13 protein-coding genes are annotated in these 16627 nt (G+C 41.1%); all 13 read right to left on the reverse strand.

From position 1 onward, the window contains the following. Positions 1–4 precede the first annotated feature (4 nt). Positions 5–430 (reverse strand): Hsp20/alpha crystallin family protein, encoded by a 426-nt coding sequence (locus Q0C76_RS01075; protein WP_295728549.1) that lies wholly within the window; start codon positions 428–430, stop codon positions 5–7. 275 nt (positions 431–705) lie between these two features. Further along, a complete protein-coding gene (locus tag Q0C76_RS01080; protein ID WP_295728552.1) occupies positions 706–1344 on the reverse strand; it encodes a LysM peptidoglycan-binding domain-containing protein in 639 nt (212 codons plus the stop codon). A 409-nt stretch (positions 1345–1753) separates the two neighbouring features. Further along, on the reverse strand, positions 1754–3079 hold the full coding sequence (locus tag Q0C76_RS01085) for a uracil-xanthine permease family protein (protein ID WP_295728555.1): 1326 nt from the start codon (positions 3077–3079) through the stop codon (positions 1754–1756). A gap of 127 nt (positions 3080–3206) precedes the next feature. Then, on the reverse strand, positions 3207–4628 hold the full coding sequence (gene sufB, locus Q0C76_RS01090) for a Fe-S cluster assembly protein SufB (RefSeq protein WP_295728558.1): 1422 nt from the start codon (positions 4626–4628) through the stop codon (positions 3207–3209). Beyond that, positions 4625–5779, reverse strand: coding sequence for a SufD family Fe-S cluster assembly protein (locus tag Q0C76_RS01095; RefSeq protein WP_295728561.1), 1155 nt, complete (start codon positions 5777–5779; stop codon positions 4625–4627). The genes sufB and Q0C76_RS01095 overlap by 4 nt, the downstream gene beginning before the upstream one ends. Beyond that, the gene (sufC, locus tag Q0C76_RS01100; protein WP_295728563.1) at positions 5776–6543 is read right to left on the reverse strand and encodes a Fe-S cluster assembly ATPase SufC; all 768 of its coding nucleotides are present in this window, start codon (positions 6541–6543) and stop codon (positions 5776–5778) included. The genes Q0C76_RS01095 and sufC overlap by 4 nt, the downstream gene beginning before the upstream one ends. 14 nt (positions 6544–6557) lie before the next feature. Then, the gene (nrdG, locus tag Q0C76_RS01105) at positions 6558–7145 is read right to left on the reverse strand and encodes an anaerobic ribonucleoside-triphosphate reductase activating protein (RefSeq protein WP_295728565.1); all 588 of its coding nucleotides are present in this window, start codon (positions 7143–7145) and stop codon (positions 6558–6560) included. A 13-nt stretch (positions 7146–7158) separates the two neighbouring features. Then, a complete protein-coding gene (gene nrdD, locus Q0C76_RS01110) occupies positions 7159–9396 on the reverse strand; it encodes an anaerobic ribonucleoside-triphosphate reductase (protein ID WP_295728567.1) in 2238 nt (745 codons plus the stop codon). A gap of 376 nt (positions 9397–9772) precedes the next feature. Next, complete coding sequence (locus tag Q0C76_RS01115) at positions 9773–10465, reverse strand: amino acid ABC transporter permease (RefSeq protein WP_295728570.1); 693 nt, start codon at positions 10463–10465, stop codon at positions 9773–9775. Positions 10466–10500: 35 nt separating this feature from the next. Beyond that, entirely contained in the window at positions 10501–11325 is an 825-nt protein-coding gene (locus tag Q0C76_RS01120) for a transporter substrate-binding domain-containing protein (RefSeq protein WP_295728572.1), read from the reverse strand. 374 nt (positions 11326–11699) lie between these two features. Next, the gene (locus tag Q0C76_RS01125; RefSeq protein ID WP_295728575.1) at positions 11700–14513 is read right to left on the reverse strand and encodes a mucin-binding protein; all 2814 of its coding nucleotides are present in this window, start codon (positions 14511–14513) and stop codon (positions 11700–11702) included. A 52-nt stretch (positions 14514–14565) separates the two neighbouring features. Next, positions 14566–16224, reverse strand: a complete 1659-nt coding sequence (locus Q0C76_RS01130) for a hypothetical protein (protein ID WP_295728578.1) — start codon at positions 16222–16224, stop codon at positions 14566–14568. Next, positions 16163–16417, reverse strand: a complete 255-nt coding sequence (locus Q0C76_RS01135) for a YSIRK-type signal peptide-containing protein (RefSeq protein WP_295728580.1) — start codon at positions 16415–16417, stop codon at positions 16163–16165. Before Q0C76_RS01135 ends, Q0C76_RS01130 begins: the two co-directional genes overlap by 62 nt. Between the last annotated feature and the right edge of the window lie 210 nt (positions 16418–16627).

A 16627-nucleotide genomic window follows, 5' to 3' on the forward strand; every position in this document is an offset into this window, starting at 1 on the left:
TGAACTATTCGATGTCAATATGGGTACCGTTTTGATTTTCCAGCGTCAGCTTTGGTAATTCAAGCGCTAGTACACCATCATTATATTTAGCACTGACCTTCTCAAGATCAACATCTGGCAACCGGTATGAACGGCTCATTTGACCATAACGACGTTCACTCTGAACAATGTCACCATTCTTATTAGTATGGTCGTCAAACGTGTCCCGATGTCCGCTAACGGTTAAAATACCATCTGCATAGTTAACATGAATATCCTTCTTATCAAACCCAGGCATATCAATTTTTACTTGGTATCCATCATTAGTTTCCGAAATGTCACTCTTCATATAATCAGAGTTATTAGTTGGGAAAAATCCATCATCAAAGAAGTTCCGCATGTTCATTAAGTTGTCAAACAAACCATCACGACGTTGTAAATCATTAGCCATAATAATGCTTCCTTTCTTGATTCTTTTTTATTTCTTATTTCTCTTTACACCTATTATGCTAATCGATCGTCTTCAGGAATACAAGAGTTTTTAGCACTCTTTAGTAGAGAGTGCTAAAAATATTTAACCAACTTTGACCAATACCGTCAAATCAACGATTATCGCATTTTCAAACTTGATGAAAAATTGATGTAATTTTTCATATATGTTAATTTTTTCATATATGAACAAAAAAAGAACGGGATCGATCCCGTTCAAGCCAATTAAATTTTATTTTAGTACCAACCGTGTGATTGCCAGAATGCTTGTGCACCACTCCAGGAACCATAACGACTAGCTACGTATTGGTCAGCTACTCGTTCTTGGTTTGCAGCAGAGTAGTCACCATTTAAGTAAGATGCTGATAATTGGTACTTACCAACGTATTGACCATTCCGTGCGCCATAGTTACCACCAGATTCACGAGCAGCAATCCATGCTTTAGCTGCTGCATCATTACCGGAAACATTGGAGGAGTAGTTAGCTGAACCAGTGTTAGCACTTTGAGTGCTGCTGTTTTGAGCTTGGGTATTGTTATTTTGACTTTGTGCAGCAGTGTTGTTAGTTGAGGCATTAGCTGATGGCAATGTAGCTGCTTGCTTAGCAGTAGCTTGGCTAACTTCACCGTCATCCTTAATTAATAACTTTTGACCAACATAGATTAAGTTCTTGTTAGCAATGTTATTGTTGCTTGCTAAAGTGTCAACAAAAGTTAAGTCGTGTCCTAACTTGTAGGAAATGCCAGAAAGCGTGTCCCCTGCTTGGACAGTATAAACTGAATCAGCATTGGCAGTAGTAGCAGTAGCAACAGTCCCTAATGCAAGGGCACCAGTAACAGTAGCAGCAACTTTGATAGCTTTCTTATTGAACTTCATATAAATTAAAACATCCTTTTCTTTTAAATTCTGTAGTTACAAATCAATAACTTATCAACGGTTTATATAATACATGCTACTAGTTACGGAGCAATTACTAGCAATTATCAAAGCCGGGAAAATCTGTAAAATTTTGTAATAAAATATCTATCTGCCTCATTATTGTCTTGTCAAAAGGGTTTCTAAAAGGCTTTAAATCAGCCTTTAAGCCGATTCAACTTTTTTCTAATGAGCAATCTTGAATTTTGTAATAAAGTCAAGAAAAAATTTTGAATTTTTTGATCTTTTATTTGACTTGCCTATTTTTGTAATCAATTTGGCGAATTATTACTAACTTTTGTAACAATGTAACAAGTAAAAACGTCCTTAACTGAACCAGTTAAGGACGTTTTTTTCATTTCAGTTCCTATTAATTACGCCGTGGCATTAATAAGTTTAAAACGATGGCCGTCAATGCTGCCACCGCAATTGGCGATCCCAGCAGGTATTGCAGCATTTGTGGTGCCGCCTTCGTAATGTGTGCCGGTAAAAGAATAATGGCTAGCGTCAACACAATTGGTAATCCAATAATGTACAGGTCAGCATCCGATGTCTTAATCCCACGAATGACATTTAATCCGTTCAACATAATCGTAACGGTAATCAAGGCAAAGACCCCACCGATGACCGGATCAGGAATAGCCGTCAAAAATGCGGATAGTTTCGAGAAGAAACCTAGCAGAATAAACCAGCCACCAGCAGCCACAAACACCTTTCGTGAAGCAACTCCAGTAATGGAAACTACACCAGCATTAGTCGAATATCCAGTTACCGGCGTAGTACCACACAACCCTGCAAAAAGGCAGCTCAGTCCTTCTCCGACAATTCCCCGGTTCCATTGCCGATTGGTGATCTGGTGATTGGTAACGGCACCCATAGCAAACCACGTCCCTGTCGTTTCAGTAGTAATAATGGCGTATAAAATCAGGAACGTCAAAATCGAGGTCCAACTAAAATGAATTCCCCAATGAAAAACCGTTCGTTGGGGCAAACTAAACCATGGCGCATTCACGACCGATTGCCAATTAAACCGTCCCATTGATGCACTCAGCAGCGTGCCGCAGAGTAACGCAATCACAATGGATCCCGTTCGGAAAATCTTTTGTACTCGTGGGAAACGGATACTAATGCCCACACACACCAGCATTGCCAACGCGGTCACCGTGGCCAGCTCGATATTTTGGTAAACATTACCCTTCGCTTCGAAAATATTACTATTGAGTGCACTAGGAATTAATGATAGTCCCACACATGTGATGATCGTACCACCAACCACTGCTGGTACCAAGCGATTGATAATCTTTTGAAAAACCCCACTCAGTCCTAAGAGAACTAAAATAATGGCTCCCACAACCAGTGAACCGATCAATGTTGCCATTCCGTTGCCCTTCAGACCGCCACTAGCTAACACGATCCCCGCCGCTGCAGACAATGGCACAAATGACGGTCCTTGTGACATTGGCATTCTCATAAAAATCGAAGTTTGCAAAATGGTCCCAACACCGGCCGCCAAGAAAGTCGATTGCAGCAAACCGGATGTATCGGCCGCTCCCATTGCCAACATTCCAGCAAGAATAATCGGCGGAACGTAGACATCCATGGCCATCACATGTTGTAATCCAAGTAACGTCGCCTCACCATTGGGAATGGGGTCTTCCGGTCCGATTACGAGATTCCGTTGTACTTGTTCATCCATAATTAACTTTCTCCCTTAAACAAATTTCAAGAAAGAGTTTATCACGAACCTACAACAGTGTAAATTGCTTATTGTTCGGAAAACGCCCGAACCTCAACAGAGACCGGGCGTTATTTTTTTGAAATTTTTAGCCAACTGACCCTTCCATTTGAAAATCAATTAACCGATTTAGTTCAACTGCATATTCCATTGGCAATTGTTTGGTAAATGGTTCAATGAAACCCATGACAATCATCTTAGTTGCTGCTTCTTCAGAAAGTCCCCGACTCATTAGATAATAAAGTTCTTCTTCTGACACTTTAGAGACCTTCGCTTCATGTTCCATCGCCACATCACCAACTGCGACCTGATTTAGTGGAATGGTATCACTTGAAGAGTCATCATCCATGATGATCGTGTCACACTCGACATGTGAACTGGATCCATGAGCATTTTCATCCATCTTCACTTCACCACGATAATCACAAACCCCACCGGCACGACAAAGCGATTTGGAAACAATGGTTGAGCTGGTGTCCGGAGCCTGATGAATCATCCGTGCTCCAGTGTCCTGATCCACTACCTGACCATTAGCAAAAGCAATTGATAACATCGTCCCCTTAGCGCCCCGTCCACGAAGATAAACGCTCGGGTACTTCATGGTAACCTTAGAACCAAGGTTGCCATCAACCCACTCCATCACGGCATTTTCATCCGCCACTGCGCGCTTTGTTTCCAATGAGTACACATTGGGTGACCAGTTTTGAATGGTTGTGTAACGGCAAAAGCCACGGGGCTTTACAAAAACCTCGACCACTGCTGCATGGAGACTGTCTTCAGAATAAACTGGCGCAGTACACCCCTCAACATAGTTTACACTTGCGTCTTCATCAACGACAATCAGGGTTCGTTCAAACTGACCCGTATTTTCAGCATTGATCCGAAAAAAGCTCTGCAGTGGTTCATCAGCATGGACACCCTTTGGCACATAAATGAAGGTTCCGCCTGACCAAACCGCGGTGTTCAGAGCAGCAAAAATATTATCATCCGGGTGAACTAATTGCGAAAAATACTTTTTGACAATTTCCGGATACTTTTGGACTGCAGTATCAGTATCCATAAATAAAATGCCATGACTAGCTAAGTCTCGTTTTAAATTCGCATACACAACTTCAGATTCATACTGGGCAGTCGCTCCAGCAAGATACTGGCGTTCCGCTTCTGGAACCCCCATTTTCTCAAAGGTCGTCTTCATTTCTTCCGGCACATCAGACCACGAGCGGGCGACATGATCCGTGGGTCGTTGAAAATATCTTAATTGATTTAAATCCAATTTTGATAAATCTGGTCCAAACTCTGGAAGCTTCATTTTTAAGTACTGATGATAGGCATTTAACCGAATTTTCAGCATCCACTCCGGTTCATGTTTACGACGGGAAATTTCTCGCACTGTTTCTTCAGTCAGCCCAACACCGGTGGAAAAAATTGGCTTCACATCATCATGAAAGCCAAACTCATAATGTTCTTGAGAAAAATGTTGAATGGCCTTCTTATCGTCCTCTTGACTCATGCCTGAACCCCCAATCGTTCCATTAATTCATTGATGGTCTGGTTACGCAATTGTTGATCAGGAAACTTTTCAATCACTGGCAATAAGAAACCCTTCGTTAATAAAATTTCGGCTTCCATTAATGTTAAGCCCCGCGACTGCAAATAATAGAGTTGATCAGGATTGACTTGACCAATGCTCGCCGCATGCCCAGCGTTAACATCATTGTCTTCAATTAATAAGACTGGGTCAGCTTCACCATGACTGGTGGATGTCAGTGTTAATAAACGACTTTCTTGATTGGAAACTGATTGATGCGAACCTTTATAAATCTTACCAACCGCATGGAAATTAAGAATGGCTTGGTCTTTGACCACCCCATTTTGGAGAATTTCACCATCCGTATGAAGCCCATGATTATCTATTCGGGTATGAATTTCCTGGATTTGATCATGCGTTCCAATACCAACCATTTTAAAGTTCGCCTGGCTTCCATCACCATCAAGATTACTGTGGAAATCTCCATACAAATGGTGGCGATCAAAAAGTGCACAATACATGTTTAAAACACTATCACCAGCCTGATAAGCGCGAACGCTTTCCCAATTTTGGTCAGCCTGAAAAGTGTTGGATTGGTAATAATTGACGTTAGTACTATCACCTAATAATAATTCAGTTCCGAGATAACTCGGCTGTTGATTCGTAGCGACTTGATTTTCGACAATTGTTACTTGAGAATTAGCCCCCACAATAATTAAATTGTGATAATTACATTCTGGTGCTGGATCGTGAAGTTGGATTGGCTTGTCCACAATCGTATTGTTAGGGATATAAATAAATCGACCACCATTTAAAAACGCTAAGTGCAATGCATTCAGCTGGTCAGTCTGCCAGTTAATTGCCTTCTCCATTAGATTTTCTTGCAATAATTCAGGATATTGCTGTGCAGCCTGAAAAATGGGCAAGTCCACGTAATCAAGTTGATTCGTGGTTTCCTGCTCATTTGGCGTTTTCAGGTTTGGCCTTGCCAGCCACCCCTGTAAAATTTTCTGCTGCCAATTAGTTTGCGGTAAATTTGCGGCCATCATAATTGCTAGCTGACGTTTTTTTTGCAGCCACGCTGGTTGACCCAAAGTCGCCGCTCGAACTCGGCTAACTAATTCTGAATTCATTCGTGAACGCCATCCTTACTTAGTTGTTCAAACTTCGCATAACCACCCTTTTCCAGTTCGTCTGCTAATTTTGGGCCACCACTTTGAACAATGCGACCATCCACCATCACGTGAACCCGATCCGGTTGAACATATTCTAGCAGCCGCTCATAGTGAGTAATTAAAAGCGCACTAAATTTTGGCGTCCGCATATGATTAATTCCATTAGCCACTATACGTAGCGCATCAATATCAAGCCCTGAATCGATTTCATCTAGAATTGCCAATTTAGGCTTGAGCATCATCATTTGCAAAACTTCATTGCGCTTTTTTTCACCACCAGAGAAGCCGACATTTAGATAACGATCGGTAATATCATCAGGCATCTGTAATAATTGCTTTGCTGCATCCAGTTGCTTCAGAAATTGTAAAACCGGTACCGATTTGCCATCTGGCTGCCTTGCATTCATGGCTTGACGAATAAAGTCAATATTTTTTACCCCTGGAATTTCAGCCGGGTACTGCATTCCTAAAAAAAGTCCTAATTGTGCCCGTTCAGTCACAGATTTACTGAGTACATCTTCGCCATCAAAAGTAACCGTCCCATCAGTTACTTGGTAAGCTGGATAGCCCATAATCGTCGAGACGAGGGTGGATTTTCCATTACCATTTGGTCCCATAATCGCGTGTACTTCGCCAGTTGGAATCGTTAAGTCAACCCCTTTTAGGATCTCTTCGCCGGTTTCCTTCACAATTGCATGTAAGTTTTTTACTACTAACGTCATTTTTTCACCCTTATCTAGTGAACCAGTTTATCCCAAATAATAACCTGATTAGCTTTTAAAGATTTTTGCACATCAATAATTCGCTGGTTAGCACTACCACGGAACTGTAAGGTCAGGTCCTTCTGGTCCTCGAGAAAACGGCCATCAACCAAAATATCAATGTTCCTTAGCATTTCTAGTTTATCATAGGATTCCTGCTGTAATTCTTCCCAAGTATATCCAGACCACGACCAGATATCTTTGGTATGTCCATATTCTTTGCGGAGTCGCTTGATTAATTTTAAACAAACCTGAGTATTTAGAAACGGTTCACCACCAAGAAGAGTTAATCCTTGAACATAATCATGACCCAGGTCTTCCATAATTTGGTCTTCAAGTTCTTGGGTATATGGTTGACCGTAATGAAAGTTCTGCGCAGCTTTGTTATAACAACCTGGGCAGTTAAACAGGCAGCCGCTCACATAAATGCTACACCGAACCCCTTCACCATCAACAAAGTTGAATGGCTTATAGTCCGCAACGTATTGAAGAGAATGGTCGGCTGCGAGCCATTCCTTGGGGCGCGGATTTTTGGGCAGCCGATGTTGATGTCGTTCACCCATTAGTACTCACTCCTTAGATTTGATCACCATTAATTTTGGCACGGTGTTCCTTGGTATCCATTTGACGTTGAGTTTCAAATTGCGCCGCCGACTTAATCATCCGTGGGTCCATATGCTTGACTCGATGAATGATTTCTTCATGTCGACCATGAACCATGGGCCGTTGTTGTGGATTGCCCAGATAACCACAGGTCCGTTTAACAACGTCACATGTTGCTGGATCATGGTTTCCGCATTGTGGGCACTTGAAGCCACGCGCGGTGGCCTTAAATTCACCCTTAAAACCACATTTAAAGCATTGGTCGATTGAGGTATTGGTACCCAAATAACCAACATGATCATACGCCCAATCCCAAACGGCCTCTAATGCCTTCGGATTCTGACGGAGGTTGGGATATTCACAATAGTGAATGAAACCACCCGCCGCATATTTAGGAAAGGCTTCTTCAAATTCTAGTTTTTCAAATGGGGTCGGATGTTTCCGGACATCATAGTGGAAACTATTGGTGTAGTATTCTTTATCAGTCACATCTTCAACCCGGCCAAACTTCTTTAAGTCGTCTTGGCAGAAAGTATCCGTCAAAGACTCAGCTGGGGTTGAATAAAGACTGAAATGATAACCTTCTTCAGCTTCCCACTTGGCACAAAGATCATGCATCTGTTTAACAATTGATACCGCAAAGTCGTGAGCTTCTTGATTATGTTCCCACTTTGGACCGTAGAAAGTTGTGCAGACTTCATATAAACCAATATAGCCTAGCGAAACTGTTGCCCGACTGTTCTTAAACACTTCATCAACACTATCCGTCTTCTTCAATCGCTTACCAAAGGCACCATACATATAAAGCAGTGGCGCATTCTCTGGTTTAGCTTGCTTCGTCCGTTGAATCCGATAGTCAAGGGCAATCTTACAAATCCGCATCTTCTCTTCAAAAATTTGCCAAAAGAGCTTCTTATCACCATGCGCTTCTAAAGCAATCCGTGGCAAATTCACAGTTACAACGCCAAGGTTCATCCGACCAGAGTTAACCTCTTTGCCCGTTTCTGGATCATGCCAACCTTGCAGAAAAGAACGACAACCCATTGGTGTCTTAAATGTGCCAGTAATTTCTTTGATCTTGTCATACATTAACAGGTCAGGGTACATTCGCTTAGTGGAACATTCCAGTGCTAACTGTTTAATATCATAATTTGGATCACTTGGGTTCAAATTTAAACCACGCTTTAATGTAAAGATTAGCTTCGGAAAAATTGCGGTCCGATGTTCCTTGCCTAACCCTTTAATTCGAATCTTTAAAATCGATTTTTGAATTTCTCGTGCAATCCACGAAGTCCCTAAACCAAAATTAATCGTTGTAAATGGCGTTTGCCCTTGAGACGAGTACAGAGTATTAATTTCATATTCGAGCGCTTGCATTGCGTCGTAAATATCTTTTTTCGTCTTGGTTTTAGCATATTCTGCTCGCTTATCTGGCGCTACCCATTGTTCAGCATCCGCTAAATGTTTCTCATAGTTAATCTTAGCGTATGGTTCGAGCAATTGATCAATCCGATTAGCAGAACACCCACCATATTGCAAGGAAGCAACATTCGCAATAATTTGCGACATTTGAGCGGTCGCTGTCTGAATTGAGCGTGGCGAAGAAACCCATGCATTACCGATCTTAAAACCGTTTTTAAACATTTCGTCAAAATCAATTAAACAACAATTAGTTTCTGGCGTCACTGGTGAATAATCAAGGTCATGCCAGTGAATATCACCACGGAGATGAGCCTTGGCAACAATTTGCGGTAACATCCGTAAACCTAATGCTCGACTAACCATTCCGGCCTCTAAATCCCGCTGAGTATTAAAGACTTTGGAGTCCTTATTGGCATTTTCATGAACCACCCGCGCATTCCGATCAGATAATTGATCAAGTTTATGCATTGGATTAGTCGCATTGGCAAAGGCTTGGTCATCTTGTTTACGATAATTAATGAAGGCCATTGCATACTCATTGTGACCAGCAGCACGAAAACCATCAATCATTGCTTGAGCAATTTCAATCGTCATGATCCGGTCTTTCCCGGCCAGTGTTTTTGCTAATTCATTATAGACTTTGCTTTGGGTTGTCCAATCAGCATGGAGTTCTTGCATAATTAAGTCTAATTTATAAGAATAAAATGGTGTAATCGTCCCATCACGCTTAACGACTTTAACATCCTTGAGTGCGGTTAAAGGATGGTTAACTGTTGTTTTGATTTTCATAATCATATCCCCTTTTTCGTAACATCATCTATCTTAATTCAAAAAAGATTGAACACAATATCTAGAAACTATTGACTTTAAAAGCACAATATGTAGTGGGAATTTGAGCAACCGCCTGTATTTAGTGATGCGAGAAGCCAATATGATCACTCGCTTAATTCACTCCATAACCCGTAGTAGTAGGTATTAACTAACCTGGGTTAATTTTGAATAACGTGAATAATTCGTTAATTTGTTAATCACTTGATACATGAAAAATAAAAGTGAAAAGATTGTGTTGCATGAAAAATACATCATGTTACCAAAAAAGCCAACCATCGAAAAACCGCGCCATAATAACAATGGCGCGGTTTTAAGTAAAGGATGAAATCGTTAATTAATTACTAACGGTATATTTTTGACTCATTCGTTTCTCTAACCAGTTGAGTAATAAAGCGAGCGCTTGAGTAATAACGAAGTAAATCACTGCAGCAACGATTAGCGGTGGAATAAAGTTGTAAAGTGTACCACCAACACCAAGGGCTTCCGCGGTAACTTCTTGAACCCCAATATAGAACAAGACTGAGGATTCCTTAATCAAGGTAATAAATTCGTTCCCCATTGCTGGTAGAGTGTTCCGCAATGCTTGTGGCAACACAATCTCAAACAATGTGTCACGCCGGCTTAATCCAAGTGATAGACCTGCTTCAGTTTGCCCATCCGGAATGGAGATAATTCCAGAACGGAAAATCTCAGAAGTATAGGCACCTGAATTCAAACCCAGTGCTAATGCCCCGGGAATGATCCGATCTAATCCTGAACCTAAAATTTGAACCTGTGGGATGGGTAAAGTCTTTGACAAAATATAATAAACCAGTAAAACCTGAATCATTGACGGCGTTCCTCGAACGATGGAAACATAGATACCAGCAATCCAATTTAACACCTTAAGATTCGACATCCGCATTAAGACAAGTAGCAAACCAATTAAAAAACCGATTACCACCCCAATGATCGAAATAATTAGTGTTAATTCCGATCCTTGTAAAAACATTGGCCAATACTTGCCAAGAAAATTAAAATCCAACATTTAACATCATCCTCTACTCTCTATTATTGATTTGGTTATTTACCACTCTGCTCTTGAAGATCTTGTGCCTTTTGGAACATTTGATCCAGTTGACCGTTCTTTTGCATCTTGGTGATTTCAGCATTAACCTTCTTCTTTAGCTTTGGTTCATTCTTCGGTAATGCAATACAAATGTCTCGTTGTGACTTTGGTACTGGCATCTTTAATGTTGAAATTGCATAGTCATTCGGGTACTTCTTGACATATTCTTCAGCCACCTTTTGAGCTAAAACAACCCCATTTAACTTACCACTCTTCAATTCGGTTGTCAGACTGGTAACTAAACCTTCACTCACAATGTGGGCCTTGGTTTGGCTCTTCCCAACACTTTCTTGGATGGATCCTTGCTGAGCACCAAACGATGCACCCTTGGTACTATCCTTAGTAGTGTACTTATTCGCATCACTCTTCTTTACCAGCAGGACTTCTGATTCAGTATAGTATGGTTTGGAAAAGTCAACCGCCTTCCGCCGTTGCTTGGTTGCCGTCATTCCAGCCATTACCATTTGGACCTTATTATTTTGTAACTCACCAATTAAGGAGGAGAACTGCATATTTTGAACCTTCAGCTTGACTCCCATATCCTTAGCAATCTGGTTAGCAACCATAATGTCAAAGCCATTATAGGTTTTCTTCCCATTTTTAACGACTGGGAATTCAAATGGCGCAAAGTCAGCTGATGTCCCCATCGTCAAAGTTTTTTCACTTTTAATCTTATTATAAGCAGTGTTTTGTTTAGCACCACATCCAGCTAATCCGCCGACAACCATTAAGGCTACCGCACTGACTGCCAGGATTTTTTTACTGATTTTAAACTTCATCATTAATCCTCCTGATTTCGTAACTCTATGAATAATAATTGCATAACATTTGAATACAACCAGTATAATACATGATATATTCATATAATGCAACTATAAATGTAAAAAAATTCGATTTATCTTTTTATTTCGCCAGCAAATTGTATATATTCAATTAAATTGCATAATTACTACTAAACAATGCAGAGATGATTATTTCTATCAACATTATTCTTTAAATGGAAAAGAAGATCACTAACTTCAACTGAATGACTTAATAGTGAAACAAAAATCCCCCAGGGTTCAGTAAATCTGAACGCTGAGAGATTATTGTAGTTCTTAAAAGAAACTATCTGTCAACATAAAAGACTTCAGCAACTATCTCATGCTTGGTTTTAGTCCTGGTGTCGTTTTCGCTTAGCCAAACCGAATAATACTAACAGGGATGTCAAACCAAGTCCAACTAATGTACCACTTTGACTCTCGCCAGTCTGCGGTAGTTGAGCAACATTCGAGGTCTTATTTAGCATATTACCAGACATTCCCTGTCCGCTGGTCTTCATTTGACCACCATTATCCTGGTTAGTCTTCATGTCATAAGTAGTTAGCTTAGGGTCAGCAGTATACGTTACCGTAATATTAAGATCGTCAGAATCAGGCGTTACTGGTTGGTCAGAAACAGCTGTTACAGTTGTGTGGTATCCCGGAACCGTTGGTGATTTCACTTCAGCAAAATTACCATTTGCTGGTGTCCACGGCTTCCAAACAATCTCATGGGTAACCAGGTCTTCGATGCCAGTCCGCTTAAATTCAATTGGTGTTGCTTGGTAGTCATCAGTAACCGGAGAACCATCTGCATACTGATAGTGAATCGTTTCATGAACGACCTTCGTATCAGTTACTGCTTTAGTTCCGTGTTCAAGATGAACAACGAATGATTGGTCAACATGGTCATCATTATCAAAGTTTGGGAAAATAACTTGACTGTACTGCTTACCAGTTAAGTCTTGGGGGGGTGGTTGGGCAGTGGTATTAACCACCTTGACAAACTCGTAGCCTTTGTCTTTCAGCTGCTTAACGAGCGTATCACCCTGGTCAAACTTAATCTGACCATTAGTTACCCCATTAGCATGATCAACAACTCCTGGAATAACCCGCTTAGCAGTATCATCGTAGAAGGTTAGCTGAGCAGCTTGCTGGTCAGGTGTGTAGGTCACTTCTTCATTTATATCTTTAGTATCATGGTGAACCTTAACCTTCTCAACGGTTAACTTATCCGGAGTGTAACCCATCACTGACGGGGACGGCTGTTGATTCAAAGTTCCTTCATCTGTCGTCTTTCCGGTGGCAGTCCAATGAATGCCCTCACTTGGCTGGTCGTACGTCTTGGTAATATTACCATGGTTATCGACATCAACGACCTTTCCCGTGACTTTATCCACATGACCCGTGCCAGTAAACTTCGTTGACTGTGTTACCGGGTTGGTTGAAATTTCCGTTGAGTGAGTTGAACCATCACTGAACTTGTAAGTAATGGTCCGCTTGACGGTCTTGCTTGTCACAATGTTCCCCTTTGTCGGGTCTTGCGGATCAACCGGCGCCGGGTGCTGATTATCTATTGGTTTAACCCCATGTCTCAAGTGCACAACAAAGGTTTGGGTCGTGCTATCGTCGTTATCGTATTTGCCAAACTGGTAATGTGTAAACGCAGTTGAATCTAATGCACTCGTCTCGTTGCCCTTACTAATGCCGACATAGTCATAACGATCAGTTAAATTATTCAACGTGGTTGGGTCAAAGCTAATCGTCGTGTTGATGTTACCCTTGGCTTTTGTTGGTTCAACCCCACTAATAAATTTATGGGTAGTATCATCGTAATACCGTAACTGTGCAGTCGCATGGTTAGAAAGTTCAAACTGAACAATGTCACCATCAAAGTAGTATTTAACCACCTGACCAAATGCTGCCGTCCCATTTTTAGCATCTGTCTGCCAAGACTTAACGCCATTAATGATCTTTGGTGTTGGATTTAAGTGGTATCCTGCTGGGATTAATGCTTGATCATCAGTACTCAATGTAAAATCAGTTGATTTCATCGTATCTTGATTATCTTTGTACTGGTGAGTTAAATCATCTAAAGGAATATACTGGTCATGACCTTGGTCATCCTCATAGTGAAGCCGAGCCTTAACCGTTGATTGACCATCAACCTTAACTGATGATGCACCAGCTGTCTTTACTGCCACCCCCATTGGGAGCTGTTCATCACTCCATATCTGACTAGCTAGGTAAGCAATCTTCCCGGCATCACTCGTGACCGTTGGATCTTCACCCTGCAGTACCAGCCTAATTGCACCATTATTCTTTGATAGTTCATTAATCTTGACAGCAACTGACTTAATTTGTGACCAATCGCGTACCTGGTCGCTCGTAACATATGAACTTAAATCAGTTTTTTCATTAGAAGACTTTCCAGGCTGTGTCGAATAAAGAATTTCATAACTATCTGCCGGCACAGTTTCCCCGGTAATGGAATTAACGACTGTTGCACCGTTCTGCTTCAAATTAAAGTTAAAGGAAGTATCAGTATTGTCCTTTGGCAGATTAGCGACGACAACAATGTTATGAATGGTACTATCATGCTCAGGGTTATATATTACTCCTGTAGCAAGTGTCATTTGAGTAGTGCCCTTGTCATTTGAATGACCATTCAAGACTAAGCTACTATCCGTATTTCCCTGCGCGTTCTCCACAATACCTAAGCCGCTTGCTGATTGAACTGCAACGGTAAATTTGCCAACTTGAAAAGTATGGTTAGCCACGGCGTTCTTTAGCATTGCCATTTGATCAGTTGTAGCTAACGGATTAGTGTTTGTATTCTTCACTTGCAGATTATCAGCACTAACGAAGACATACCCGTCGGACGACATATTCGGCAAGTCGTTTCGTAAAGTGTACCAGTTAATATAATTAGTAATGGCGGCGTAGCCAGGAATAGTTAAACCAGCACCATCATACTCAATCACAGTACGTCCGTTAGACTGGTATGAACGCACTTTAAAAGGAATAGCCTTATCTTGATTATTTGAACCCTTTAGGATATAGCGGTCCTTAAAGTCATTCAAATCAAAATTGATCGTTGTTGGTAAGACATAGTAAATGTGAGGATTAACAAGGTCCGCATTATCTAAACCTTGCGGAATTTGCACCTGAAATTCTCCTGCGCTTGTCGTCCCAGCTTCATACTGATCTTGCTCAGCGTCAAGGTGAAAGACCCAGGGGGGTCGAAACTCGTTGAACGACTGTTTGCGTATTGGACCAGCCTACCGGTGATGTTTCAGTAAATTCTGGCTTAGCAGGATCTGATGCTAGATTAATTGAAGCAGTCAATTTATCACCAACTTGCATTGGTTGACCGTTCTGCTTGTTTTGAGCAACCTTTCCCGAAACGTAAAGCCAAGCTGACTTACCACTACTTAATCCATCGATCCATTCAACCTTCGCAAGGTTTTTATTGGCATTAATTTTAAAATTATAATTATTGCCAATAATGACTTCTGAACTGCCATCTTGGTAGGTCACTTTAATCCTATCCATCAGGGTAAATTTGTGACCACGATATTCCACTGACCAACTAGGATTACCACTAAAGGTCAGGTTATCCACTGAATAACCATCAGAAAATGTTGCCGTATAGTGAATCCTGTTAAAGTTATATGCTGATGGGTTATCAACCCGGATTTGGTTGATATAGTGTTCGTTCTCATATGAACCCGTTCCAATATCTACTGGTGAAGTTAACGGTACTGTATCTTTATATAAATAATCGGCATCAGTTTGTGTCGGATAGGCATTAGTAACTTGCCCTTTAAAAATATTGCCACTAGGTAGTTTTGTCTCGTTACCAAGAATCGTGTCTTCCCAGACTGGAACCGGCACTTGAAGCTGCTTGCCGCCATTCAAAACCCAAACCGCTGTGGATGGTTGAGCCTTCAATGTTTTATCCTCACTTGGCGAGTCCATCACAAACTTTCCAGTAATGATTAATTGATGAAAGTTCCCAATCTGCAATCCAGTGAAAACAACAGGTGATCCCGCTGAAGCCTGAGAGATACTGTCAACCTTATCATAGCCATCATCTTTATTAGTATTTGAAAAATGTTCCAGGGTCGCTGCAGTATTAATTTTAAAATTAGCGGGAACGTTCAACGTTAGGTTCACTTTGCCATAATGATAAACTGCATCACTGAATGGGGCAGTGATATCAGTTGAATAGGAATAATCCTGGTTAACCAAAATTTGCTTTTGATCCTCTGGTGTAGGATTTGTCCGCTTAAAAGCGGAAAAAGAGATCGTAGGGTTAACATCTTCGTAAATTGAATAAGTACCTATCTTTTCACCATTTTTAGTCACGGTGAGCATTTTGGTTATTCGCCCATTTTCAATAACTTTGCTATTGGTCTTCACGGCAATCGTGATCCCTTGAGACATTCCACCAGTCGTCGCGTTGCTCGTAAAGGTGTCAGTAATGGTATAAGACCCGTCTGCATTATGGACCAGCCGCGACGTTCCTTCCCCGGCAGGCAGCGGCGCCACACTAACCCCATTATTTTGGTATAAGTCACCTTGCGGGATAGTTAAGGTATACACATCACCATTTTTAAAGTTTGAAACTTTCCAAGTTAAACTGACCGTTGGTTGGCTGAGAGAGAGCGTATCGTGATCCGCCTGTAGTGACCAATCTTGATTTGTCTCATCACTGTCTGCTTTTGGCGTTACTGGTACTAATTGTTTATTATTAGCAGCTTGCTGATTTACTTTCTCTGCAGAAGAATTATCCTCTTGTAACGTTTCTTGATTATGCTTCAACACAACAGATTTGGCTGCCGGCTGTTGAAGGGGGCGTCTGCTGCCCCTCAACCTGCTCGACCTCGTTATGGTTATTCTCTGTTGACGTGACCGCTGCTTTAGCAACAACATCATTACTACTAAAATAAAGAGTAGTCCCCAATAAAACTGAAGCCACACCAAAAGAAAGTTTTCGTAAACCATAATGTGGATGGCGCTGAGCTATCCGCTGTTGACGATCATATTGATTATTTCTTGAAACCATGATATTCCTCCCAATTAAACAACATTGAAACATTGTATTAAATTCCTAATGACCATTATACTGCAATCGATTGTAATAGTGCATTTTTATTATTATGAGATATTAAATATCTTTAATATATTCAGCATTTTAAAGATCGCTTTTAGTGCAGTTAAAACCATCGTCATGGTTAAAATGGGTGTAAAAAGACACCGAAGTCTCATCAACTTC

It is taken from the genome of uncultured Limosilactobacillus sp., assembly GCF_934202705.1.
GTDB lineage: Bacteria > Bacillota > Bacilli > Lactobacillales > Lactobacillaceae > Limosilactobacillus.

Excerpts from the sequence above, each read along its gene's own strand:
- Q0C76_RS01075 (WP_295728549.1), bottom strand. The coding sequence starts at position 430 with ATGGCTAATGATTTACAACGTCGTGATGGTTTGTTTGACAACTTAATG.
- Q0C76_RS01080 (WP_295728552.1), bottom strand. The coding sequence starts at position 1,344 with ATGAAGTTCAATAAGAAAGCTATCAAAGTTGCTGCTACTGTTACTGGT.
- Q0C76_RS01085 (WP_295728555.1), bottom strand. The coding sequence starts at position 3,079 with ATGGATGAACAAGTACAACGGAATCTCGTAATCGGACCGGAAGACCCC.
- sufB (WP_295728558.1), bottom strand. The coding sequence starts at position 4,628 with ATGAGTCAAGAGGACGATAAGAAGGCCATTCAACATTTTTCTCAAGAA.
- Q0C76_RS01095 (WP_295728561.1), bottom strand. The coding sequence starts at position 5,779 with ATGAATTCAGAATTAGTTAGCCGAGTTCGAGCGGCGACTTTGGGTCAA.
- sufC (WP_295728563.1), bottom strand. The coding sequence starts at position 6,543 with ATGACGTTAGTAGTAAAAAACTTACATGCAATTGTGAAGGAAACCGGC.
- nrdG (WP_295728565.1), bottom strand. The coding sequence starts at position 7,145 with ATGGGTGAACGACATCAACATCGGCTGCCCAAAAATCCGCGCCCCAAG.
- nrdD (WP_295728567.1), bottom strand. The coding sequence starts at position 9,396 with ATGAAAATCAAAACAACAGTTAACCATCCTTTAACCGCACTCAAGGAT.
- Q0C76_RS01115 (WP_295728570.1), bottom strand. The coding sequence starts at position 10,465 with ATGTTGGATTTTAATTTTCTTGGCAAGTATTGGCCAATGTTTTTACAA.
- Q0C76_RS01120 (WP_295728572.1), bottom strand. The coding sequence starts at position 11,325 with ATGAAGTTTAAAATCAGTAAAAAAATCCTGGCAGTCAGTGCGGTAGCC.
- Q0C76_RS01135 (WP_295728580.1), bottom strand. The coding sequence starts at position 16,417 with ATGGTTTCAAGAAATAATCAATATGATCGTCAACAGCGGATAGCTCAG.